This window comes from Sinorhizobium sojae CCBAU 05684 (genome assembly GCF_002288525.1).
Classification (GTDB): Bacteria; Pseudomonadota; Alphaproteobacteria; order Rhizobiales; family Rhizobiaceae; genus Sinorhizobium; species Sinorhizobium sojae.
Map to the genome: position 1 here is coordinate 2,291,626 of NZ_CP023067.1, position 22,163 is coordinate 2,313,788.

21 protein-coding genes are annotated in these 22,163 nt (G+C 62.9%); 11 read left to right on the plus strand and 10 right to left on the minus strand.

What is annotated here, in order from left to right; all coding sequences use genetic code 11:
• Positions 1-210: 210 nt before the first annotated feature.
• From tdh to SJ05684_RS11265, 5 genes are all read right to left on the minus strand, one after another.
• Positions 211-1,248, minus strand: a complete 1,038-nt coding sequence (gene tdh, locus SJ05684_RS11245; protein WP_034851407.1) for an L-threonine 3-dehydrogenase — start codon at positions 1,246-1,248, stop codon at positions 211-213.
• Between the two features lie 72 nt (positions 1,249-1,320).
• A complete protein-coding gene (locus SJ05684_RS11250) occupies positions 1,321-2,508 on the minus strand; it encodes a glycine C-acetyltransferase (protein WP_034851500.1) in 1,188 nt (395 codons plus the stop codon).
• Positions 2,509-2,764: 256 nt separating this feature from the next.
• Positions 2,765-4,627 (minus strand): DNA helicase RecQ, encoded by a 1,863-nt coding sequence (gene recQ, locus SJ05684_RS11255; RefSeq protein ID WP_083846058.1) that lies wholly within the window; start codon positions 4,625-4,627, stop codon positions 2,765-2,767.
• Between the two features lie 271 nt (positions 4,628-4,898).
• Positions 4,899-6,878, minus strand: a complete 1,980-nt coding sequence (dnaG, locus tag SJ05684_RS11260) for a DNA primase (RefSeq protein WP_034851411.1) — start codon at positions 6,876-6,878, stop codon at positions 4,899-4,901.
• A gap of 193 nt (positions 6,879-7,071) precedes the next feature.
• Positions 7,072-7,521, minus strand: a complete 450-nt coding sequence (locus SJ05684_RS11265; RefSeq protein ID WP_034851413.1) for a GatB/YqeY domain-containing protein — start codon at positions 7,519-7,521, stop codon at positions 7,072-7,074.
• Between the two features lie 326 nt (positions 7,522-7,847).
• On the opposite strand from SJ05684_RS11265, the gene carA reads away from it, so the two are divergent.
• The gene (gene carA / locus SJ05684_RS11270; RefSeq protein WP_034851502.1) at positions 7,848-9,053 is read left to right on the plus strand and encodes a glutamine-hydrolyzing carbamoyl-phosphate synthase small subunit; all 1,206 of its coding nucleotides are present in this window, start codon (positions 7,848-7,850) and stop codon (positions 9,051-9,053) included.
• A gap of 176 nt (positions 9,054-9,229) precedes the next feature.
• On the opposite strand, the gene SJ05684_RS11275 is transcribed toward carA, so the two are convergent.
• Complete coding sequence (locus SJ05684_RS11275; RefSeq protein WP_034851422.1) at positions 9,230-10,432, minus strand: pyridoxal phosphate-dependent aminotransferase; 1,203 nt, start codon at positions 10,430-10,432, stop codon at positions 9,230-9,232.
• 394 nt (positions 10,433-10,826) lie between these two features.
• On the opposite strand from SJ05684_RS11275, the gene SJ05684_RS11285 reads away from it, so the two are divergent.
• From SJ05684_RS11285 to SJ05684_RS11310, 6 genes are all read left to right on the plus strand, one after another.
• Positions 10,827-11,318, plus strand: a complete 492-nt coding sequence (locus SJ05684_RS11285; RefSeq protein WP_244426590.1) for a hypothetical protein — start codon at positions 10,827-10,829, stop codon at positions 11,316-11,318.
• Positions 11,308-11,487, plus strand: a complete 180-nt coding sequence (locus tag SJ05684_RS11290; RefSeq protein WP_034851425.1) for a hypothetical protein — start codon at positions 11,308-11,310, stop codon at positions 11,485-11,487. The genes SJ05684_RS11285 and SJ05684_RS11290 overlap by 11 nt, the downstream gene beginning before the upstream one ends.
• A gap of 271 nt (positions 11,488-11,758) precedes the next feature.
• The gene (locus tag SJ05684_RS11295) at positions 11,759-12,943 is read left to right on the plus strand and encodes a PQQ-dependent sugar dehydrogenase (protein WP_034851426.1); all 1,185 of its coding nucleotides are present in this window, start codon (positions 11,759-11,761) and stop codon (positions 12,941-12,943) included.
• A 220-nt stretch (positions 12,944-13,163) separates the two neighbouring features.
• Positions 13,164-14,057: a DMT family transporter gene (locus SJ05684_RS11300; protein ID WP_034851428.1), complete on the plus strand. Its 894-nt coding sequence runs from the start codon at positions 13,164-13,166 to the stop codon at positions 14,055-14,057.
• Positions 14,058-14,731: 674 nt separating this feature from the next.
• On the plus strand, positions 14,732-14,947 hold the full coding sequence (locus SJ05684_RS11305; protein WP_003532915.1) for a cold-shock protein: 216 nt from the start codon (positions 14,732-14,734) through the stop codon (positions 14,945-14,947).
• Between the two features lie 143 nt (positions 14,948-15,090).
• Positions 15,091-15,495, plus strand: coding sequence for a BA14K family protein (locus SJ05684_RS11310; protein ID WP_034851507.1), 405 nt, complete (start codon positions 15,091-15,093; stop codon positions 15,493-15,495).
• A gap of 173 nt (positions 15,496-15,668) precedes the next feature.
• Here the strand turns inward: SJ05684_RS11310 and SJ05684_RS11320 are convergent, their stop codons facing one another.
• Both SJ05684_RS11320 and SJ05684_RS30005 read right to left on the minus strand, forming a co-directional pair.
• Complete coding sequence (locus SJ05684_RS11320) at positions 15,669-16,310, minus strand: MBL fold metallo-hydrolase (protein WP_034851508.1); 642 nt, start codon at positions 16,308-16,310, stop codon at positions 15,669-15,671.
• Between the two features lie 240 nt (positions 16,311-16,550).
• Positions 16,551-16,721 (minus strand): hypothetical protein, encoded by a 171-nt coding sequence (locus SJ05684_RS30005; RefSeq protein WP_095694255.1) that lies wholly within the window; start codon positions 16,719-16,721, stop codon positions 16,551-16,553.
• A gap of 167 nt (positions 16,722-16,888) precedes the next feature.
• Here SJ05684_RS30005 and SJ05684_RS11330 point away from each other — a divergent pair, with 167 nt between their 5' ends.
• From SJ05684_RS11330 to SJ05684_RS11345, 4 genes are all read left to right on the plus strand, one after another.
• A complete protein-coding gene (locus SJ05684_RS11330) occupies positions 16,889-17,512 on the plus strand; it encodes a DUF1236 domain-containing protein (protein WP_034851432.1) in 624 nt (207 codons plus the stop codon).
• A gap of 266 nt (positions 17,513-17,778) precedes the next feature.
• The gene (locus SJ05684_RS11335) at positions 17,779-18,261 is read left to right on the plus strand and encodes a MarR family winged helix-turn-helix transcriptional regulator (protein ID WP_034851510.1); all 483 of its coding nucleotides are present in this window, start codon (positions 17,779-17,781) and stop codon (positions 18,259-18,261) included.
• Between the two features lie 234 nt (positions 18,262-18,495).
• Positions 18,496-19,200, plus strand: a complete 705-nt coding sequence (locus SJ05684_RS11340) for a response regulator (protein ID WP_034851434.1) — start codon at positions 18,496-18,498, stop codon at positions 19,198-19,200.
• 48 nt (positions 19,201-19,248) lie between these two features.
• Positions 19,249-20,631, plus strand: coding sequence for an ATP-binding protein (locus tag SJ05684_RS11345; RefSeq protein WP_034851435.1), 1,383 nt, complete (start codon positions 19,249-19,251; stop codon positions 20,629-20,631).
• Between the two features lie 119 nt (positions 20,632-20,750).
• On the opposite strand, the gene SJ05684_RS11350 is transcribed toward SJ05684_RS11345, so the two are convergent.
• Together SJ05684_RS11350 and SJ05684_RS11355 are read right to left on the minus strand one after the other, a co-directional pair.
• Complete coding sequence (locus SJ05684_RS11350) at positions 20,751-21,092, minus strand: tRNA-binding protein (protein WP_034851437.1); 342 nt, start codon at positions 21,090-21,092, stop codon at positions 20,751-20,753.
• Between the two features lie 140 nt (positions 21,093-21,232).
• Positions 21,233-22,132, minus strand: a complete 900-nt coding sequence (locus SJ05684_RS11355; protein ID WP_244426591.1) for a LysR family transcriptional regulator — start codon at positions 22,130-22,132, stop codon at positions 21,233-21,235.
• Positions 22,133-22,163: the final 31 nt, after the last annotated feature.

Consider the following 22,163-nt stretch of genomic DNA (forward strand, 5'->3'; position numbering starts at 1 on the left):
TTTCTGCTTGAAATGGTGATTCCCAGAATTTTCGATCCCGTCAAGCTTTTCCGGTGAAAAACCGCGCAATTCGGCCAAAAACGGTGTTGACAGGACTTCTAGCCGCATATCAGCGTTCGCTCAACATGTAGGAGCGACCGGCGAAAAGACAAGGGCGCCCTGCGCTTTCCGGCGAAGCACCCCCTGTCCCATTTCGGTCCGGGAGTATCCTTACGCCCAATCCATCACGACCTTGCCGGAATTGCCGGAGCGCATGGCTTCGAAACCGTCGCGGAAATCGTCGATGCGGATGCGGTGGGTAATGATCGGCGAAAGATCGAGACCGCCCTGGACGAAGGCGATCATCTTGTACCAGGTCTCGAACATCTCGCGGCCATAGATGCCCTTCAGGTTCAGCATCTTGAAGATCACCTTGTTCCAGTCGATCTCGAAGCCGGCCGGCGCGATGCCGAGAATGGCGATCTTGCCGCCATTGTTCATCTTGTCGATCATGTCGCGGAAGGCGGGTGCGGCCCCCGACATTTCGAGGCCTACATCGAATCCCTCCGTCATGCCGATCGCGCGCATCACGTCGGCGAGGTTTTCCTTCGAGGCGTCGACGACATAGTCGATGCCGACCTTGCGTGCGAGGTCGAGGCGGACGGGATTGATGTCGGTGATCACCACCTTGCGTGCGCCGCAACGCTTGGCGACCATCGCCCCCATGATGCCGATCGGACCGGCGCCGGTGACGAGCACGTCCTCGCCGACGAGGTCGAAGGAGAGCGCCGTATGCACGGCATTGCCGAAGGGATCGAAGATCGCCGCGACCTCGTCCGGCACGTCGTCGGGGATCGAGACGACATTATATTCCGGCAGTGAGACGAATTCGGCGAAGGAGCCCGGACGGTTGACGCCGACCCCGAGCGTGTTGCGGCAGAGATGCCCCCTGCCGGCGCGGCAATTGCGGCACTTGCCGCAGACGATATGGCCCTCGCCGGAGACGCGCTCGCCGACATGGTACTTGGTGACCGCCGAGCCGACTTCGACGATCTCGCCCATGAATTCGTGGCCGACGACCATCGGGACCGGAATGGTCTTCTGCGCCCATTGGTCCCAGTTCCAGATATGGACGTCGGTTCCGCAGATCGCCGATTTCCTGACGCGGATCAGCACGTCGTTCGGACCGACCTCCGGCACCGGCACACGCTCCATCCAGAGCCCGACCTCCGGCTTCGTCTTGACCAGCGCCTTCATCATGTTCGTCATTGCTGCTTCCTCGCTCCACGTCTCGTGGGGTCTTGCCCCTCTCCTCGTAACCCAAAGAGAGAGGCAATCCCGTCAAATCACGCCGAGCTCGCGGCCCACTTCCTCGAACACCGCGATCGCCCGCCGCACGTCTCCTTCCCTATGCGCCGCCGACATCTGCGTGCGGATGCGTGCCTGCCCCTTCGGTACCACCGGGAAGGAGAAACCGATGACATAGACGCCCTTTTCCAGCATGCGCGCGGCCATCTCCTGCGCCAGCGCCGCGTCGCCAAGCATCACGGGGATGATCGGATGCCCCTCGCCGGCAAGCGTGAAGCCGAGCCTCGACATCTCGGTCCTGAAGAGTGCCGCATTGGCATAGAGCCGCTCGCGCAGCGCGTCTCCGTTCTCGATCAGTTCGAAGACCTTGAGCGATGCGGCGGCGATCACCGGAGCGAGCGTATTGGAGAAAAGATAGGGACGCGAGCGCTGGCGCAGCCAGTCGACGACCTCGGTCTTGGCCGAGGTGTAGCCGCCGGAGGCACCGCCGAGCGCCTTGCCGAGCGTGCCGGTGATGATGTCGACCCGGCCCTCGACGCCGCAATGTTCAGCGGAGCCGCGGCCATGCTTGCCGACGAAACCGACGGCGTGGCTGTCGTCGACCATGACCATCGCGCCGTATTTTTCCGCGAGATCGCAAACGCCCTGAAGATTGGCGATGATGCCGTCCATCGAGAAGACGCCGTCGGTGGCGATCAGCTTGAAGCGGCTGCCCTCGGCCTTCTTCAACTCCTCCTCCAGCGCCGCCATGTCGTTGTTCGCGTAACGGAAGCGTTTCGCCTTGGAGAGCCGGACGCCGTCGATGATCGAAGCATGGTTCAGCGCATCGGAGATCACCGCATCCTCCTCTGCGAGCAGGGTCTCGAACAGGCCGCCATTGGCGTCGAAGCAGGAGGAATAGAGGATCGTGTCTTCCATGCCGAGGAAGGCCGAGATACGCGCCTCGAGGTGCTTGTGCTCTTCCTGCGTGCCGCAGATGAAGCGCACCGAGGCCATCCCGTAGCCATAGCGGTCGAGCGCCTTCTTGGCCGCCTCGGCAAGTTCCTCATTGTCGGCCAGCCCGAGGTAGTTGTTGGCGCAGAAGTTCAGCACGCGCGCGCCGGACGCGACCTCGATCTCGCCCGACTGCTTGGAGGTGATGACGCGCTCGGATTTGTAAAGCCCGGCCTTCTTCAAACCGTCGAGCTCACTACGCAGATGGGAGAGAAAGTCAGAGGTCATGTCGGCGCCTTCAAGCAAGGACATCTATTTTCAAGTCTAGACAAATAGCACGGTGGCTCGCAACGTACAGCACATTCTCACCGCATTGTTGAGGGGAAGCGCGCGCGTTTCAAGCATCTTCCGCGCCGCCGGCGCGGCGGAGCGCCGGGCGGTCGCCTCCCCTCATGCCTGGGGTCATTCACGGCGCGGACGCGCCGTGGCTGGTTCCCTGTGACGAGCACAGGGATGAGGGAGGGCAAAGCGAGAACCTCCAAGTCTAACCCCCATCCTCAAACGCATCGATGACCGCAAGGAAGGCCTCGCCGTATCTTTCCCGCTTGCTCTCGCCGATGCCTGGAATGTCGAGAAGGTCGTCGAAATCGCGCGGGCGTTGCTTGGCGAGGGCGATCAGGGTTGCGTCCGGGAAGACCACATAGGGCGGGACGTCGAGATCGCGGGCGATCGACAGCCGTTGCGCACGGAGTCTTTCGAAGAGCTCCAGATCCGAGCCCGCAAGCTCCGAGCGCTCGCGCGCGGCGGAGGATTTCTGGCCGCGGGGCGCCTTGCCCGTAGGGCGGTCCTTGCGGAAGAAGAGCTGCCGCTCCCGGCGGAAGACGGCGCGCGCCTCCGGCTCGAGCTTCAAGGCCCCGAAGGCGGCGTGATCGACCGAGATCAGCCCGAGGGCGAGCAACTGCCGGAAGACCGACTGCCAGGTGCGCGCCGGCAGATCCTTGCCGGCGCCGAAGACCGGCATGTCCACATGGCCGAAGCGCTCGGTCTTTTCGTTCACGGTCCCGATCAGCACATCGACCACATGGCCGGCGCCGAAGCGCTCACCGGTGCGGTAGACGGCGGCGAGCGCCTTGATTGCGGCTTCCGTTCCGTCCCAGGTCTCGACCGGCTTCAGGCAGGTGTCGCAATGGCCGCAGCGGCCGGGATGGGCTTCGCCGAAATGCGCAAGAATCGCCTGCCGGCGGCAGCCCGCGGTCTCGCAGATCGCAAGCAGTGCATTGAGCTTCGCCCGCTCGATGCGCTTTACCTCTTCGGGCGACCCGCCCTCATCGATCATTCGCCGGCGCTGGATGACGTCGGCCATGCCGTAGGCCATCCAGACTTCCGATGGCAGACCGTCGCGTCCGGCCCTGCCCGTCTCCTGATAATAGGCCTCCACCGAGCCCGGCAGGTCGAGATGGGCGACATAGCGCACATCGGGCTTGTCGATCCCCATGCCGAAGGCGACGGTGGCGACGAGGCAGAGGTTCTCCTCCTTGAGGAAGGCATCCTGATGGGCATCGCGAAGGGCGCGGTCCATGCCGGCGTGATAAGGCAGCGCGCGGATGCCTTGCGCATTCAGCCACTCGGCCGTGTCCTCGACCTTGGCGCGCGACAGGCAATAGACAATGCCGCTCGCATCCTTGAAGCGGGAGAGGAAACGCAACAGCTGCTGGCGGGGCTGATCGCGTTCGACGATCTCGTAGGCGATGTTCGGCCGGTCGAAGCTGGAGGTGAAGACACGCGCACCATTCAACGCCAACCGCTCGACGATATCCTCACGCGTGTGCGGATCGGCGGTCGCGGTGAGCGCGATCCGCGGCACGCCGGGAAAATGCGACGAGAGGCAATCGAGGCCGCGATATTCCGGCCGGAAATCGTGGCCCCATTGCGAAACGCAATGGGCCTCGTCGATGGCGAAGAGAGCGATGTCGATGTCGGCGACCATCTCCGCGAAAGATGGGGTGACGGCGCGCTCGGGCGTCACATAGAGGAGGTCGAGCCCCCCCGAGCCTAAGGCGCGGCGGACCGCAATCGCCTCGTCGCGGGTGAGCGACGAGTTGAGCGCCGCCGCACGGATGCCGAGCCCATTCAGCGCCTGCACCTGGTCGCGCATCAATGCGATCAGCGGCGAGACGACGATGCCGACGCCCCGACGGCACAGCGCCGGAATCTGAAAGCAGAGCGACTTTCCGGCACCCGTCGGAAAAAGCACCACCGCATCGCCGCCCGCCACCACATGCTCCACGACAGCCTGCTGCTGGCCGCGAAAGGCGGAATAACCGTAGACGCGCTTGAGGAGATCGACGGGGTTGCGAGCGCCGTCCGTTTCAAACAGGCGTGTGGTGGAGTTGTGGGAGTCGGGCATGGAATCGCTTTCGTCGGGCATAAACTCTGAGAATTGATCAGGTCGGATGCAAATGGTCGAGAGCTTGCCCCTCACCCTCACCCTAGCCCTCTCCCCCGCAAGCGGGGCGAGGGGGACACTCGTGTGCTTGACTGCACCGTTCGCACTCCCATCGACGCTCGCCTTCTATCTCCGGAGGCGGCAAAATGGGGGGCCGAGAGGGCGCCGCGCGTCCCTTCTCCCCGCTCGGGGGGAGGCGCGGCAGCGGGATGAGGGGCAATCCCACGCATGCTTACCGCGCCGCCGGCCCCTTGACCCGCCCGGACAGTACCCCGAAGCCTTCGATGATCGCCTCGAGCTTGTCCATGCGATGGAGTTCGAGCTGCACCTCTTCCATGGCACGCACGAGCCGCTGCCCCTGCTCCATGTCCTCGGTGGCGGCGGCTTCCGCGATCTCGCGTTCCAGCTCCCGCTTCTGCCAGAGGAGCGCCTTTGTCCGCCGATGAAGGGTGAGCGCCTGGAGATAGCCCTCGCGCGCATCCTCGGGTGCCGCCGCAGCGGTTGCCGTCCAAAGCCCCGTATAGCGCACCTGCTGGTCGAGCTGAGCGATCAGCGCACCGAAACCTTCCGCTTGCAGCTGTTCGATGAGGCTTTCGCGCGTCAGCCGCGGTCCGCTCGCCGCGGCGGCATTCAGGACAGCCGCCCAGCAGCGCTGCAGGTCGCGATGGTCGAACTCGATGGTCGAGATCTCGTCATATTCGTCGAAGAGCAGTTGCGGGTGATTGACGATTGTGAGCGCCAGCACGCTCTCGCGCAGGAGCGGCGCGGCCCGCTGGCCGCTGACGAGCGAAGTGCGCGCCAGCCTATCGGAGATCGAGGTCGGGCCGCCAGCATTGCGGGGGCCACCGAAACCTCTTTGTCCACCGCGCTCGCGCCCGCCCCGATCGAAGGGACGCCGATCGCCCCGAAAGGGGGTACCGACTTGCAGGAAGGCGTTCAGCCGATCACGCATGTCCTGGCCGTAATGGCGACGCACGCTTTCGTCGGCAATGACCGAGGTCACCTGCCTTAGCCGGCCTTCGAGTTCGGCACGCTTCTCCGGGGTATCAAAACTGCCGCCCTGCACCTCGCGCAGCCAGACCATGTCGGCGAGAGAGCGGGCATTGGCGAGCACCTTGTCGAAGGGCTCGCGGCCCTCGTGACGCACGAGATCGTCCGGGTCCTTGCCATCCGGCAGCATGGCGAAGCGCACCGAACGTCCGGGTTTCAAATGCGGCAGCGCCAGGTCTGCGGCTCGGCTGGCGGCGCGGATGCCGGCGCCGTCGCCGTCGAAGCAGAGCACCGGCTGCGGCGTCATTTTCCATAAGAGGTCGAGCTGGTTTTCGGTGAGCGCCGTGCCGAGCGGCGCAACGGCATTTTCGAAGCCCGCCTGATGCAGCGCGATCACGTCCATATAGCCCTCGACGGCGATGATCGTGCCGGCGCCATCCGCCCCCTGCGCCGCCCGGCGGGCGCGGGCGAAATTGAAGAGAACATTGCCCTTGTGGAAGAGTTCGGTCTCATTCGAGTTCAGGTATTTCGCCGGCGCATCCGGCGACATGGCGCGGCCGCCGAAGGCGATTACCTTTTCGCGCGCCGAGAGGATCGGGAACATGATGCGGTCGCGGAAGCGATCGTAGGATACCGGGATGTCCGAACCATGCACGACGAGACCGCAGGCCTCGATCTGCTCCTTGCCGACCCCCTTGCCGGCCAGAAATTCCTTGAGCGCATTGCGGCTGTCGGGCGCATAGCCGAGCCGGAAGGTGTCGACCGTCCGGCCGGTCAGTCCCCTTTCGCGCAGATAGGCGCGCGCCTTGGCGCCGCTTGCGGTCTGAAGCCGGTCCTCGAAGAACTGGGTCGCCAGTTCCATCACGTCGAGCAGGCTCGTGCGCTCCTTGTCGCGCCGTTCGGCCTCCGGGTCCGGCTGCGGCATGGGCACGCCCGCCATGTCGGCGATCTGCTGCACGGCCTCGGGAAAGCTCAAGCCTTCGAGATCGGTCAAGAAACGGAAATGATCGCCCGAAACGCCGCAGCCGAAACAATGGTAGCGGCCCTTGCGGTCCTCGCAATGGAAGCTCGGCGTCTTCTCGCCGTGAAAGGGGCAGCAGGCCCAATAGTCGCCGCGCGAGACATTTGTCTTGCGGCGATCCCAGGTCACGCGCTTGCCGATCACGTCCGATATCGGGACGCGGTCGCGGATCTCGTCGAGAAAGGACGGTGAAAAGCGCATGGGTTTCCTTTGGCCTACTCCCCCTATAAGCGGGAAGCCGTCAGGATGCCACAGCGCGGCTCCACCTTGCCCGCAATTCACAGGTGGCCGCGCAGGAAATGGCGACGCGCGCGCGCCCCGAGTCCAGTTCTGCAGAGGACTTATTTTTCCGCTGGGAAATCGGCGGCCCGCCGCGAACAGGCGGGCGCGCTTGTTACTTCAACAGATCCTTGACGACGCCGGAAGCCTTGGCGAAGTCCATCTGGCCGGGATAGCGCTCCTTCAGCGCGTTCATGCACTTGCCCATGTCGCGGAGCCCGTGCGCACCGGTCTCCTTCACGACCTTGGCGCAGAGCTCCTTCACCTTCTCCTCGGGCAACTGCTCGGGCAGGAACTCGCCGATAATCGCGATTTCCTGCCGCTCCTGCTCGGCCAACTCCGGCCGGCCGCCTTCATCGTAGACGCGGGCCGATTCCTCGCGCTGTTTGATCATCTTCGCGAGGATCTGCATGATCTCCTCGTCGCCGACCGGATCCTTGCCCTGGCCGCGATTGGCGATGTCGCGATCCTTGATCGCCGCCTGGATCAGCCGGACGGTCGATGTCCGCCTTGCGTCCTTGGCCTTCAGCGCTTCTTTCAGTGCGTTAGCGAAGTGCTCGCGCATGTTCTTCTCCATGCCGAAACCGGCCCCTGCATCTGCATTCGGAACCGGTTCGATTGCTTCATTGTTGTCGCCGTCTTAAACCACTGCGGCAGGAGCAATCAAACGGAATACGCAACTCTTTGAATTATAAGGATCTTTATTTCCCGACAATTCACAGGCGGCTGGTTGACCCCGTTCAAGCCTTTGGCTATTTTCCGGCACCTGCACGACATCGGCATGAGAGTTTCTTCGCGGGGGTTTCCCGCGCGTCCATGCCTGAGCATATCAGATGGCGATATATCGGCCGGCTTTCAAGCCGCGCCGCCGGCCGCAACGGGATAGGAACGATGACCGCGACACCCGCATGGACAATCCAGAAACCCACTGCCCTGCTCGTTTTGGCGGACGGCACGGTGATCGAAGGCAAGGGCATCGGCGCGACCGGCAAGGTCCAGGCGGAAGTCTGCTTCAATACGGCCTTGACGGGCTATCAGGAAATCCTGACGGATCCCTCCTATCTCGGCCAGATCGTCACCTTCACCTTCCCGCATATCGGCAATATCGGCGCCAATGACGAGGATATCGAGGACCTGACGCCCGCCGCCCGCCACGGCGCCGTCGGCGTGATCTTCAAGGCCGACATCACCGATCCCTCCAACTACCGCGCCACTAAACACCTCGACGCCTGGCTGAAGGCGCGCGGCATCATCGGACTCTGCGGCATCGACACGCGGGCATTGACGGCCTGGATCCGCGAGAACGGCATGCCGAATGCGGTCATCGCCCATGATCCGAACGGCGTCTTCGACATCGAAACGCTGAAGGCGGAGGCAAAGGCCTGGAGCGGTCTTGAGGGGCTCGACCTCGCCAAAGTCGCAACCTCCGGCCAGTCCTACCGCTGGGCCGAAAAGCCCTGGGTCTGGAACGAGGGCTATTCGACCCTTGGCGAGACGGACGCGGCCTATCACGTCGTTGCGCTCGATTACGGCGTCAAACGCAACATTCTGCGCCTCTTCGCCGGGCTGAACTGCCGGGTCACCGTCGTACCCGCACAAACGAGCGCCGAAGAGGTGCTGGCGCTCAAGCCCGACGGCATCTTTCTCTCCAACGGCCCGGGCGACCCGGCGGCGACCGGCGAATATGCCGTGCCGGTGATCCAGGACCTGCTGAAGACCGACATACCGGTCTTCGGCATCTGCCTCGGTCACCAGATGCTGGCGTTGGCGCTCGGCGCCAAGACGGAAAAAATGCACCAGGGTCACCACGGCGCCAACCACCCGGTCAAGGATCACACCACGGGCAAGGTCGAGATCGTCTCGATGAACCACGGCTTCGCAGTTGATTCGAAATCGCTGCCGCAGGGCGTTGAAGAGACCCACCTTTCGCTCTTCGACGGCACCAATTGCGGGCTGCGCCTTGCCGGCAAGCCGGTCTTCTCGGTCCAGCACCACCCGGAGGCCTCCCCTGGTCCGCAGGACAGCCATTACCTCTTCCGTCGCTTTATGAACCTCATCCGCGCGAAGAAGGGTGAGCCGGCTTTGGCTGAGCGTTGAGAGAGCTGTAGCGCATCTCTTTTGCCTGCGGGGCGCACCCCTTCGAGGGGTGCCGCCGCCAAACGAGCGCGATTTTCAACGCAAAAGCATCTCGACCTCTATAGAATTCGCAGGCGCCCAGCAAAAAGCCCGCCACATCGGGCGGGCTTCTTCTTCAAGTGCGGTAGAAACCGCCCTTACCTGCAGGCTGCGCAGAAGCGCTGGATACGGCGGCAAGCCTCTTCGAGCTGTGCCTCGGAGGTCGCGTAGGAAATGCGGAAGTTCGGGCCGAGGCCGAAGGCCGAGCCGTGCACCACCGCGACGCCTTCAGCTTCGAGAAGCTCCGAGACGAAATCCTCGTCGGTTTCGATGACCTTGCCCGAAGGCGCGGTCTTGCCGATGAGGCCGGCGCAGGACGGATAGACGTAGAAGGCACCCTCCGGCGTCGGGCAGGAGATGCCGTTGGCCTGGTTCAGCATCGAGACGACGAGATCGCGGCGGCCCTGGAATATTTCCTTGTTGCGCGCGATGAAGTCCTGCGGGCCGTTGAGCGCCTCGACGGCCGCCCATTGCGCGATCGAGGTCGCGCCCGAGGTCTGCTGGCCCTGGATCATGTCCATCGCCTTGATGAGCTCAAGGGGACCCGCGGCATAGCCGATACGCCAGCCGGTCATGGCATAGGCCTTCGATACGCCGTTCATCGTCAGCGTGCGGCCGTAAAGGCCCGGCTCGACCTCGACCGGTGTGGCGAACTTGAAGTCGCCATAGGTCAGGTGCTCGTACATGTCATCGGTCAGCACCCAGACATGCGGATGCTTCATCAGCACATCCGTCAGCGCCTTCAGCTCGTCATGGGAATAGGCAGCACCCGAGGGGTTCGACGGAGAGTTGAAGACGAACCACTTCGTCTTCGGCGTGATCGCCTTTTCGAGATCCGCGGCCTTGAGCTTGAAATTGTCCTCCTGCCTGGTCGAGACGAAAACCGGCGTGCCGCCGCACAGCGCCACCATCTCCGGATAGGAGACCCAATAAGGGGCGGGAACGATGACTTCATCCCCCGCATTGAGCGTCGCCATGAAGGCATTGAAAAGAATCTGCTTTCCGCCGGTGCCGACGATCGTCTGCGCCGCTGTGTATTCGAGGCCGTTCTCGCGCTTGAACTTGTTGGCGATGGCTTCGCGCAGCTCCGGAATGCCGGAGACCGGCGTATATTTCGTTTCGCCGCGGTTGATCGCTTCGATCGCAGCCTTCTTGATGTTGTCGGGCGTGTCGAAATCCGGTTCCCCTGCCCCGAGGCCAATGACGTCGCGGCCTTTCGCTTTCAACTCGCGGGCTTTCTGCGAAACGGCGATGGTGGCGGAGGGCTTTACGCGGGAAAGGGCATCGGCAAGAAAGGCCATGATGTGAGTCCTGATCGTTTCGAGGCGGGCGTGAAAACGCTAGGGAGCAGGATGTCAGGCCCCATAGCGGTTAGGTCTATGTCGAAAGACGTCGCGTCTTGCAAGGCCACTAAGCCAAAAACGGGGGCAATGCCGTTTAAAATGCGTCACCATGACAAAGTTTCGTGCTTCCCATCGCGGCGGTATTCGATGGGGAACCCGCGCCCGAGCCTACCGCCTGAAAATTCGAAACAAGCGCCGCTAAGATACCTGTCGCTCGTTCCGATCACTCGTGACAACTCGCCGGTTTTCGCACCCTTTCGGGCTGCCCCGATTTCGCCACGGTAACTGTCAGGAAGCGCCGCAATTCCGTCCCGCAAGAGCCGATATCCGGGCTTCATCATGAATGCTCCGAATGCATCGCATCTTGGGGCATGCCATGTTTCTCGACGACGAAATCTCCGACCGGCATCCGCGACCGAACGAGGCGCGCTGGGGCATTTATCTGGCGATTGCCGCGCTTGCCGCTTGCGTCCTGATGATCCTCGGCCTGTTGGTGCCCGCCACGGCACAGGCGGCGGAAAGCACGCTACCGCCTGCGGCGCACATGCGTCCGAACGACATCGCCGGCCCGGCGCAATGGGCGAGCGACGTCGCAACGGACGTCAGCTTGCCCGCCACCGATCCGACGACGGCAGCGTCGACGGCGCATCGCATCGCCGAGGTGGACCGGCAGATGGGCCTGACGCCGGCTGCGACGGCGGCCGATAGGCAGATCCTTGCCGGGCTCATTCTGATTGCGACCGCGCTTCTCGCCGGGACCGCATTCGCCTTCTGGCGCAACCAGATGGCGGCCTTCGTCAAGGCGGAGGCGAGGCACGCGAAGGTCAGGCGCCATGGCCGATGACGAGGACGCCCCGACCGACCAGCGCCCGCCATTCCTGGCGCGGCTATCGGCGATCGAGACCATCATCGTCGCCGCCATCGCCCTCACTGCCCTTGCCGGGCTCATGCTGATCGGCAAGGGATTCTATCTGAAGGCCACTGCATGTCTCCTTGAAGCGAATTTGCTTTAAGGAGACATGCGGTAGTGGCACAGCGACCCTGGTGCGTCTGATCAGACGCGCGGCGCTGTAGGGCGGAAGCCCCCTGTAGCCTTTTGAGCAGGACCGTCGCCAGCCGCTTGCCGCCAGTTCCCGGGCCCGGTAAAGCCCTTTTGATCCGATATGACTTGAAGCGTCGGGTGCGGCGCTCCAGCTTAGCCTCCGTACGCTTGCGGAAAGGGCGCCGGCGACATAGCGCTCTGGCTTTCGCCCCTCCGCAGAAACGCAACAGGGAGGAAAGCAAATGCGGCAGCCGTCGTCGGCAAAAACCAACCTGCACAGACACCATGCGGCACCGCTAACGGCCGTCCTGGCGGGCGGCCTGTTCCTCGCTGCAGGCAGCCTGGCCAATGGTGAGGAGCCTCGGCAATTTGCGACGCAGGACGGGACGGTCGTCGTCGAGACGCTGGCGACGGGTCTCGAGCATCCCTGGGCGGTCGAAGCAATGCCGGATGGGGCGCTGATCGTCACCGAGCGCCCTGGCCGGTTGCGGATCCTCCGAGACGGCCAGCTCTCGCCGGCCATCGATGGCCTACCCGAAGTGGCGGTACACGGGCAGGGGGGGCTTCTCGACGTCGCCCTCGATCCGCAATTCGCAACGAATCGCACGCTCTATCTCACTTTCGCAGTGCCCGGCGAGGGCGGCTTTGGCACGGCGGTGGCGCGCGCCGTGCTTGCCGAAGACGAGCAGCGTCTTACCGATGTCGAGGAAATCTTCCGGATGAACCGGTTCACGCGGGCAGGCCAGCATTTCGGGTCGCGCATCGCCTTCGACCGGGACGGCAGCCTCTTCTTCGGTATCGGCGATCGCGGTGACGGCGAGCGCGCCCAGGACCCGCGCGACCATGCCGGCTCGATCCTGCACATCAATCGCGACGGCACGATTCCGGCCTCCAATCCCTATCGCGGCGACACCGGCGGGCGGGCGGAGATCTGGTCCATAGGACACCGGAATCCGCAGGGCATCGCGTTCGATCCAGCCGACGGCACGCTTCTGACCGTCGAGCATGGCGCCCGCGGGGGCGACGAGATCAACACCCCCCTGCCCGGCCGCAACTATGGCTGGCCGGTGATCACCTATGGCCGCGACTATTCCGGCGCGGAGATCGGCGAAGGCACCGCCAAGGAGGGGCTTGAACAGCCGCTTTATCATTGGGATCCCTCGATCGCCCCCAGCGCGATCGCGGTCTATCGCGGCAGGATGTTCCCGGAATGGGACGGCGATCTCCTGGTCGCGGCCTTGAAATATCAGTTGCTTGCCCGGCTGGAGCGTGACGAAAGCGGAGCGATCGTCGCCGAGGAACGGCTGTTCGACGGCGAGTTCGGCCGCCTCCGCGACGTGGTCGTGGCGCCCGACGGCGCGCTGCTGATGGTGACGGACGAGCCGAACGGCACGGTGCTCCGGGTTTCGAAAGCCCCGACACAGTAAACCTCAAGCAAAGTCCCAAACTCCTGCAGTAGCGGTATTCGCAAGCGCTGTACCCGAAGCCCGCGCCGCTCTCTCCGCCCTACTTGCGGCTTCGCAACCTGAAGCTGGCCTTGAGGATGGCGCTTGCCGAAGAAAAACGCAGTTGCTACAGCGTCGATGCAATCACGGAGCGAAGCGGCTTTGGATTGCCTCCATCCAAACCGCGCGACGAGGACCGCCCGTGACTCGCATCCAGGCCAATCTTTTTCTGTTGTTATCCGGCGCGATCTGGGGAGCCGGCTTTGTCGCACAGTCCACGGCGATGGAGGCGATCGGTCCGCTCTGGTTCATCGGCCTGCGCTTCGCCATTGCCATGCTCGTCGCCCTGCCGCTGGTGCTCATCGAAGCGCGGCGAACCGAAAGGCCGCTCTCGCGCGGGTCAATGCGCAATTTCACATTCATCGGCCTGGCGCTTTTCGGCGGTGCGGTGACGCAACAGTTCGGACTGCTCACCACCACCGTTACCAATTCCGGCTTCCTGACGGGCCTTTATGTCGTCTTCGTGCCGATCCTGACCGTCGTCTTCCTGCGCCGCCGGCCGCACTGGATCATCTGGCCGGCGGCGCTGATGGCAAGCCTCGGCATCTTTCTCTTGAGCGGCGGTAGCCTTTCCGGCCTGACCGGCGGAGACCTGCTGACAATCGTCTGCGCGCTCTTCTGGGCGATCCAGGTGATGCTCATCGGCATCTTCGCCGCGAGCACCGGCCGGCCGATGCTCCTGTCGATGACGCAATTTGCCGTCTGCGCGGTTCTCGGCATCCTGCTGGCCGCCCTCTTCGAGCCCTTGAGTGTCGAAGCCGTGACAGGCGCCCTGCCGGAAATCCTCTATGCCGGCGTGTTTTCGAGCGGCATCGCCTTCATCTGTCAGGTCGTCGGCCAACGCCATACGACGGCGCCGCAGGCGGCGATCTTCCTTTCCAGCGAGGCGCTCTTCGCAGCCTTCTTCGGCATGATGCTGCTCGGCGAGGTCATCACGCCTGTCGGCTATGTCGGCTGCGCCGTCATCTTCGCGGCCATGCTCCTGGTCGAACTCGTGCCGGAATTGACGAACAGGCGCCGGGAGGCCGCCGTTTGAGCGCCGCCGGACAGCAGTATTGCGTCAATCCTGCTAAGGACATGAACTTACTATATTACTTAATACTGTTTTGCGTTGTTCTACTTCCTGGCAAAATGGAACATCGGTTCCACGTGGCGGAATATGGAATCGTTTCCAGCATCTTCCCGCAGTGATTGCCGCCCCCCGGATTGCGCGCCATTGAAGCAAACAGCGAGGCATATCAGTCATTTGCGCCGAGAATGCTGTGCTGTCCAAGGTCGACCCATCTTCGAGAGCGACGGATTCTGGGGCAAATCGTCCACGGGTGGCCTCGCGCGCTTCAAAAGACCGCCAATTCAACAGCTTGCGATATATCCCGGAAAACTCCGGCAAAACCCCGAATTGCGCCGTTTTTGAGCAATGACAAAAAGCAATACCTCTTTCCAAAAGTTTTGCTTGCCAATTCACAATAAACTGATCACTCTTACTTCCGTTCGGGCAATTTGCGAACACGGGAAGATCTTGAAAATAAGCGGGCCGGAGACGCAAAAGCACTCCGGGCGGCAAGCTGCGGGGAGCATGATTTCGCCTTCCCACGGATGGTCGCGATAACAGGACCCTTTCCTCAATTGTCGAGAACTGCCTGCCCCCACGCCCATTTGGGCAAACTGCAATGCCACCCATGACCGGGTGGAGAGAAAAGGACCTGACGCATGGCCGAGACTGGCACTGTAAAATTCTTCAACACCGACAAGGGCTTTGGATTTATCAAACCTGAAAACGGTGGCGCTGATATCTTCGTACATATTTCCGCCGTACAGGCTTCCGGCCTGAGCGGTCTTACGGAAAACCAGAAGGTTTCCTTCGATACCGAGCCGGATCGCCGCGGCAAGGGCCCGAAGGCCGTCAACCTTCAAATCGTCGGCTGACATTACCCTCTGTCGATTGATACTTCCTTGACCCGGCACCAATGCCGGGTTTTTTCGTTCAGGCTCCGTTCAGTTTGCCCCCGATAATTTCCGGTCATCATGAATGCCGGAACTGGCCGGCCCCAGGCACAGGAATGAAGCCCATGAACAAGTTCTTGAAAGCAGCCGTTCTCTCGATTGCTGCTGCCGCCGTGGTTCTTCCCACCTTCGGCAGCGCCCAGGCGCGCGATCGGCACCGCGACAACAGCGATGCCTGGGCGGCCGGCGCTGTCGGCCTCGTTACCGGAGCGCTCATCGGCGGCGCAATCGCCTCGCAACCGCGCCACAGCGAACGGGTCTATATCGATCCGGAACCCGAATATTACGAACCGCGCCCGGTCTACCGCCCCCGTCCGGTCTATCGTCCCGTCGTGGTCGAAAGCTACGGCCTCGAGCCCTGGACGCCGGCCTGGTACCGCTACTGCTCGCAGCGCTACCGTTCGTTCGATCCTGACAGCGGCACCTTCGTCGGCTATGACGGCCGCAGTCATTTCTGCACCGCCGGCTGATCCGGCCCGCGAGGAACTGACAAAGCCGCGCCCCTCCTCCGAGGAGCGCGGCTTTTCTTATCTTGATCTCGTCTCTTTACAGCGCCGCGCGTCTTATCGGACGCGCAAAGGTCGCTGTAACTCTGTGAATCTGCGCATCGAGCGAAATCGGTTCCGATTCTCGGGTCGATGCGCTAGAGGCCGCGCAGAAACGGATTGGTGCGGCGCTCCTCGCCAATCCTGCCGCCCGGACCGTGACCGCAGATGAAGCCGACATCGTCCCCGAGCGGCAGGATCTTGTCGCGAATGGACTGAAGAAGCTGCTGGTGATTTCCGCCCGGCAGATCGGTACGCCCGATCGAGCCGTGAAACAGCACGTCACCGACATGGGCGAAATTCTGCGCACGGTTTACAAAGACCACATGACCGGGCGCATGGCCCGGGCAATGCAACACCTCGAAGACGTGGCTGCCGAAGGACACCGTATCGCCCTCCTCCAGCCATTGGTCAGGCACCACGTTCTCCACCTTCATCGCCAGGCCGAAGCGTTCTGCCTGCTCCTCCAGCCGCTCGAGCAAAGGCTGGTCGTGCTTGTGCGGGCCGATGATCTGGATTCCCAGTGCTTCCTTCAGTTCCTTGGCGCCGCCCGCGTGGTCGATATGGCCATGTGTGAGCCAGATCGCCTTCAGCGTGATGCCGTTTTCGCGGACCGTCTGCAGGATGACGTCGACGTCGCCGCCGGGATCGACGACCACGCCCTCCTTCGTCTCGCTGTCGAACAGGACCGTGCAGTTCTGCTGAAAATGCGTAACCGGGATAATGCCCGCCTGTAACATGCCAACCATGCCTCGCTTGTGAACGTCTTCGAAGCGCCGCCTCTTGCCAGACGCGCAAAGGTCGCTGCATCTCTCCTCAAATGAGGTCGATCCAAGGAGACATGCGGTAGCGGGCTGTGCGCCGCGCAAGGCCACCTATAGCGATATATGGGCGGAATGACAGCACAAACGAACGAATTGCCCTTACAGCGCCGCGCGTCTTATCGAACGCGCAAATGTCCCCATAACTCTGCCGATGCGCTAGCGAAGCGCCACGATTTGCTGAGGCGGCGCAGGGGGGGAGAGTTGCACGGTTGTGAGCAGCAACGCGGTTACGGCTAGTTTCGCCGCAACGACGATGACGACCAGCGGACGAAGCTGTAGCTCGGCTGCGCTGATTTCCTGCGAAAATTTCTCCTTTTTCTCCTGCATCTCGTCCTCCGATCCCGCCCGGCCGACAGCAACATGAACGGTCGTTTTTCCCGTTCGCGCCCCGGACGGCCTCCAATGTGGCGCAACCACACATTTCGTGATGTCACGAGGGGAACATCACTCAGGCGCGCGCGTTTTTTCGTTCATCACGTATAAGGAGCAAAAGGATGAAGACCTTCTTCCCCCACCTGATTCGAGCGGCCGCAACGGCGGGCCTGGTTCTCGCCACAGCCGTTCCGGCCGCCTTCGCGGCCATGAGCGCCACCGTGACGACCGACCTCAACGTGCGCGCCGGCCCGGGCCCGCAATATCCGGTCCTCGGCGTAGCGCCGGGCGGCAGCACAGCAGCACTTGAAGGCTGTATCGAAGGCAGCCTGTGGTGCCGCGTGAATGCCGGCGGCGTCAGCGGTTGGGCCTATGCCAAGTATCTGCAGACGGAGAGCGGCGGTTCGACCGTCGTCATTTCCGAACGGCGCCAGGAATTGGGCGTGCCCGTCGTCTCCCACGAAGCTACCGGAGCGACAGTCACCGTCAGACCGGAGCCGCTTGAGCTCGTAGGCCGTGTCGAAGATATCCCCACCGTCGCACCGCCTCCCACCGTCAGGACCTATATCACCGAGAACCCGTCGGAGCCGGTCTATCTCGAGGGTGAGGTGGTCCTGGGCGCCACCGTGCCGAGTTCGGTGGCCGTGCAGCCCATCCCGGAATACGAGTATGAATATGTCGTGGTCAACAACCAGCCAGTCCTGGTCGAGCCGTCGACCCGGCGGATCGTTTACATCTACCGTTGACGCGCGACTCGACGGATGCAGCTTGGACAGGCGGCCGTTTGGCCGCCTGTTTAGGTTGTGCTCATAACAGCGCCCGCTCGGCGCGCATTTCGCGGCATTGCCGAGTGTTCCCCTTTTTCAAACTGCCGCGCAAGGTGACGAAGCGCGGGCGGCCTTTCGTCCGCCGACGGGCGCGCCGAATGCTGGCGGCTGGAATTAAGTCAATAAAACTGACATATCTTTCCATACACGTCGCGAACGGCAATCAGCGTGAAAGGAATGACTGCGTGGCCGGCCAACCCAGGGACAACAGCCAACACGTGCCCGATGCCAAGAGCAAGAAGGACGAGGGGATCGATTTCGAGATCATCGAACTCCTGTTCTTCGCTTATCGCGATTTCACGAGCGATCCGGACGCCATTCTCGAAAAGAGCGGATTCGGTCGGGCGCATCATCGTGTCGTGCATTTCGTCAACCGCGAACCGGGCATGACCGTCGCCGATCTCCTGGACACGCTGAAGATTACCAAGCAGAGTCTGGCCCGGGTCCTGAAGCAATTGATCGATTCCGGCTACATACGTCAGGTCACCGGTCCCGAGGACAGGCGCCAGCGCATGCTCTATACGACCCGGGAGGGGCAGGCCCTGGCAAGAGCCCTTGCCGAGCCACAGTCCCGCCGCATAGCCGATGCATTGGCAAAGGCAGGACCCGGCGCGCGCGACGTCGTGAAGCGGTTTCTCGCCAACATGAGAAACGGCACTGCGGATTGATCTCGGGGAAGTCTCCACCGCGAGGACCGGCCCTCTGGAAGCAGCGATTTGGGCGGGCGCTCAGATATGCTTCCCTGCGCGTACCGAATCCGAAGTGGCGGCGCTCGACCCGGACGGCTCGATCGAGGTCAGCGCGCTGGATCGCTTTTGTTTGCCGCATGTTTTAAGTCGGTTGAGATAACCTGCGGATCGAGGAAACTGCCTGATCGGCTCAGCGAGGAACGAGGTCAGCGAATGTTGAAGGCAAAGGCGAAAGTTTCCGATGATGCGGCGCATCTTCTGATCGTCGACGACGACCGGCGCATTCGCGATCTGCTCAACCGCTACCTGATCGAACAGGGCTTTCGCGTGACGACGGCAGCGGATGCCAACGAGGCGCGGCGCAAGCTTGTCGGTCTCGACTACGACCTTCTGATCGTCGACGTGATGATGCCGGGGGAAAGCGGCATTGCGCTGACGCAGAGCCTGCGGCAGATCAAGACTGTGCCGATCATCATGCTGACGGCGCTGGCCGAGACGAACTCCCGTATCGAAGGCCTCGAGGCCGGCGCCGACGACTACCTGCCAAAGCCCTTCGAGCCGCGCGAACTCGTGCTCCGGATCAACAATATTCTTCGGCGAAATCAGCCGGCACAGGCGCCGAAGGTCGAGCAGGTGATATTCGGCCCCTATACCTTTTCCGTCGTGCGAAAGGAGCTTCGGCGCGGTGCCGAACAGATTCGGCTGACCGATCGCGAACAGGAAATTATGACGCTCTTTTCGCAACGCGCCGGCGAGACCATACCCCGCCACGAACTGATCGGCGACGACGCGGAGGTCGGCGAGCGCACGATAGACGTCCAGATCAACCGGCTAAGACGCAAGATCGAGGACGACCCCTCCAATCCCGTCTGGCTGCAGACGGTGCGCGGCATCGGCTATCGATTGAGCGTGGACTAGCCACGCGCCCGCGCTCTAACATAGGGCATGTTCCGGAAGCAGGGTTTGATGGCCAGCATCGACAGCCTAAAGCGGGAAAAATCGAGCCCCGCCGACAGCGCCTGGAAGCGCCTGACCCGTTGGCTGCGTCGCCGCGTGCCGATGGGCCTTTACGCCCGCTCGCTGCTGATCGTCGTCATTCCGATGGTTCTCCTGCAATCGGTCGTCGCCTTCGTCTTCATGGAGCGGCACTGGCAACTCGTGACCCAGCGCCTTTCTGCGGCGGTAACCAACGACATTGCCGCGATCGTGGACCTGATCACGACCTTTCCGAGGGAGGGCGACATCGATGAGATCGTCCGCATTGCGCGTCAGGAGCTCGATCTCAACATCAGCGTCGAGCCCGGAGGGGAGCTACCGCGACCGCGGCCGAAGCCCTTCTTTGAAATTCTCGACCAGATCCTGAGCGAGGAAATCTCGAAACAGGTGCGCCTGCCCTTCTGGATCGACACCGTTGGTAATTCGAAGATCGTCGAGATCCGCATCAGGCTCGAGGACGGCCGTATTCTCCGGATCTATGCCCGGCGCAATCAGGCCTATGCATCGAACACCCATATCTTCCTCGTATGGATGGTCGGCGCGTCGCTGGTGCTGCTGACGATCGCCATCCTCTTCCTTCGCGGCCAGATCAGGCCGATCCTTGCCCTGGCGAACGCCGCCGAGAGTTTTGGCAAGGGGCAGAAGATCGACGATTTCGCACCGCGCGGCGCCGATGAGATCCGTCGTGCCGGCCTCGCCTTCATTCTGATGCGCGAGCGCATCGAACGCCAGATCGAGCAGCGCACGGCGATGCTGACCGGCGTCAGCCACGACCTGCGCACCATCCTCACCCGCTTCAAGCTGCAGCTCGCGCTCGCCGGCGACAATCCCGACCTCGAAAGCCTGAACCAGGACGTCGAGGACATGCAAAACATGCTCGAGGGCTATCTCGCCTTTGCCCGCGGCGAGGCGGAAGAGGACGTCGGCCGGTTGAAGCTCAGCGATCTCATGGCCCGCTTCACGGCGGAGGCAGAACTCTTCGGCAAGACGCTGACCACCTCGATAGAAGGCCAGGACGAAATCCATGTCCGGCCGAACGCCTTTACGAGGCTCGTCGCCAACCTCGTCTCCAACGCCTATCGATACGCCGACACCGTCCGCATCGAGGCGCGGCAGAGCGCGAGGTGGCTTACCGTCACCGTCGACGATGACGGGCCCGGTATTCCGGAGGATGCGCGGGAGGACGTGTTCAAGCCGTTCTTCCGGCTCGACGCGGCGCGCAATCTCGACAGTTCCGGCACCGGCCTCGGGCTCGCCATTGCCCGTGACATCGCCCGCAGCCACGGCGGCAATGTAACGCTTGCGGAAAGCCCGCTCGGCGGGCTGCGGGCGACCGTACGCGTGCCGACCTGACACGCCCTAGTCTAGCCCTTGGCGGGCGAGCAACCGTGCATCGGCACAATGCGACTTGCGTCTCCCCAATTCCATCCTGTGCTTGCCACAGCAATGAGGCTGCAAGGCAGATTGAGCCTTCACATGAGTCGACTGCCGTTCGGCACCGGCCTTTCGCTTGCTGCAAGCACGATCGCGCCATCCTCGTCCGCAAAGCCGAGAGTCAGGACTTCGGAACGAACGGGGCCGATCTGTCGCGGCGGGAAATTGACCACTGCGAGCACCTGACGGCCGACCAGTTCCTCCGGCCTGTAATGCAGTGTGATCTGCGCCGAGGATTTCTTGATACCGATCTCCGGGCCGAAATCGATCTTCAGCTTGTAGGCGGGCTTGCGTGCCTCGGGAAAGGTTTCGGCGTCGACGATCGTACCGACCCGAATGTCCACGCGCTCGAAATCAGAAAATTCGATGGTTTCCGACATTGTAATACCTGCGAAGTAAATGGGCTGCGCTCGATCGATTGCGTTTCAATCGGCCTCGGGACGAAATACAGGCGGCGATTGCGGGTCCGATAAGATGCGCCGCTCCGTAGCGCAACCCGATCCGGAAGTTTTCGATAGGATCAGCCGGACTCGCCACCGCGCTCCTCCCATTGCGGATTAGCGAATTGCTCGGCGAGGAAATCGACGAAGGCACGCACGCGCGGCGACAGGAAACGGCGATGCGGATACACCACGCTGATCGGCTCGGCGTCGGCTCGGTTGCAGTCGGTCAGCACGGCTTTGAGGCGGCCATCCTGGATATCGGGGCCGACGAGTATTTCCGAAAGGCGCACAATGCCCATGCCCGCGAGTGCAAGCCGCCGCAATGCCTCGGTGCTGTTGGCCTCCACGGAACTGCGGATGCGAATGGCGCGGCGCCGGCCGCCTTCATCGAACTCCCAGACGTTCAGTCCCCCGCGGGACGTGATCCCGAGGCAAATGTGCCCTTCAAGATCGTCCGGTCTTTCCGGAACGCCATGACGCTCCAGGTAGGCCGGCGCGGCGCAGATGACGCGCCGATTGGGGGCCAGTCGGCGCGTGATCAATGTGGAGTCGCTTTGCGCCGCCACCCGCACGGCCACGTCGGCATCGCCGTTCACAAGGTCCACGATCGCGTCGGTGAAATCGAGCTCCAGTTCGATTGCCGGATAGCGCCCGATGAAGTTCGGCAGCATCGGGACGATCAGTCGGTGGCCGAAGGCGCTCGGCAGGCTGACACGCAGCCGCCCGCGTGGCTCCGCACCCGGCTGGATCGCCAGTTCCGCCTCCTCCAGGTCGCTCAGGATGCGGCGAGCGGATTCCGCATAGGCTTGCCCCTCCGCCGTGAGGCTGATGCTGCGCGTCGAGCGCTGCAGCAGGCGCACACCGAGCCGGCCCTCGAGCCGGCCGACGATCTTGCTGACGGCAGACGGCGTCATCCTCAGCCGCCGCGCCGCCGCCGAAAAGTCCCCTTCGTCCACAACGGCGAGAAATACCGCCATGGTCTCCTGTAGCCCCATCGTATCTATTCCG

Coding starts and splice junctions, on each gene's coding strand:
- tdh (WP_034851407.1), bottom strand. CDS start 1,248: ATGACGAACATGATGAAGGCGCTGGTCAAGACGAAGCCGGAGGTCGGG.
- SJ05684_RS11250 (WP_034851500.1), bottom strand. CDS start 2,508: ATGACCTCTGACTTTCTCTCCCATCTGCGTAGTGAGCTCGACGGTTTG.
- recQ (WP_083846058.1), bottom strand. CDS start 4,627: ATGCCCGACTCCCACAACTCCACCACACGCCTGTTTGAAACGGACGGC.
- dnaG (WP_034851411.1), bottom strand. CDS start 6,878: ATGCGCTTTTCACCGTCCTTTCTCGACGAGATCCGCGACCGCGTCCCG.
- SJ05684_RS11265 (WP_034851413.1), bottom strand. CDS start 7,521: ATGCGCGAGCACTTCGCTAACGCACTGAAAGAAGCGCTGAAGGCCAAG.
- carA (WP_034851502.1), top strand. CDS start 7,848: ATGACCGCGACACCCGCATGGACAATCCAGAAACCCACTGCCCTGCTC.
- SJ05684_RS11275 (WP_034851422.1), bottom strand. CDS start 10,432: ATGGCCTTTCTTGCCGATGCCCTTTCCCGCGTAAAGCCCTCCGCCACC.
- SJ05684_RS11285 (WP_244426590.1), top strand. CDS start 10,827: ATGCATCGCATCTTGGGGCATGCCATGTTTCTCGACGACGAAATCTCC.
- SJ05684_RS11290 (WP_034851425.1), top strand. CDS start 11,308: ATGGCCGATGACGAGGACGCCCCGACCGACCAGCGCCCGCCATTCCTG.
- SJ05684_RS11295 (WP_034851426.1), top strand. CDS start 11,759: ATGCGGCAGCCGTCGTCGGCAAAAACCAACCTGCACAGACACCATGCG.
- SJ05684_RS11305 (WP_003532915.1), top strand. CDS start 14,732: ATGGCCGAGACTGGCACTGTAAAATTCTTCAACACCGACAAGGGCTTT.
- SJ05684_RS11310 (WP_034851507.1), top strand. CDS start 15,091: ATGAACAAGTTCTTGAAAGCAGCCGTTCTCTCGATTGCTGCTGCCGCC.
- SJ05684_RS11320 (WP_034851508.1), bottom strand. CDS start 16,310: ATGTTACAGGCGGGCATTATCCCGGTTACGCATTTTCAGCAGAACTGC.
- SJ05684_RS30005 (WP_095694255.1), bottom strand. CDS start 16,721: ATGCAGGAGAAAAAGGAGAAATTTTCGCAGGAAATCAGCGCAGCCGAG.
- SJ05684_RS11330 (WP_034851432.1), top strand. CDS start 16,889: ATGAAGACCTTCTTCCCCCACCTGATTCGAGCGGCCGCAACGGCGGGC.
- SJ05684_RS11340 (WP_034851434.1), top strand. CDS start 18,496: ATGTTGAAGGCAAAGGCGAAAGTTTCCGATGATGCGGCGCATCTTCTG.
- SJ05684_RS11345 (WP_034851435.1), top strand. CDS start 19,249: ATGGCCAGCATCGACAGCCTAAAGCGGGAAAAATCGAGCCCCGCCGAC.
- SJ05684_RS11350 (WP_034851437.1), bottom strand. CDS start 21,092: ATGTCGGAAACCATCGAATTTTCTGATTTCGAGCGCGTGGACATTCGG.
- SJ05684_RS11355 (WP_244426591.1), bottom strand. CDS start 22,132: ATGGCGGTATTTCTCGCCGTTGTGGACGAAGGGGACTTTTCGGCGGCG.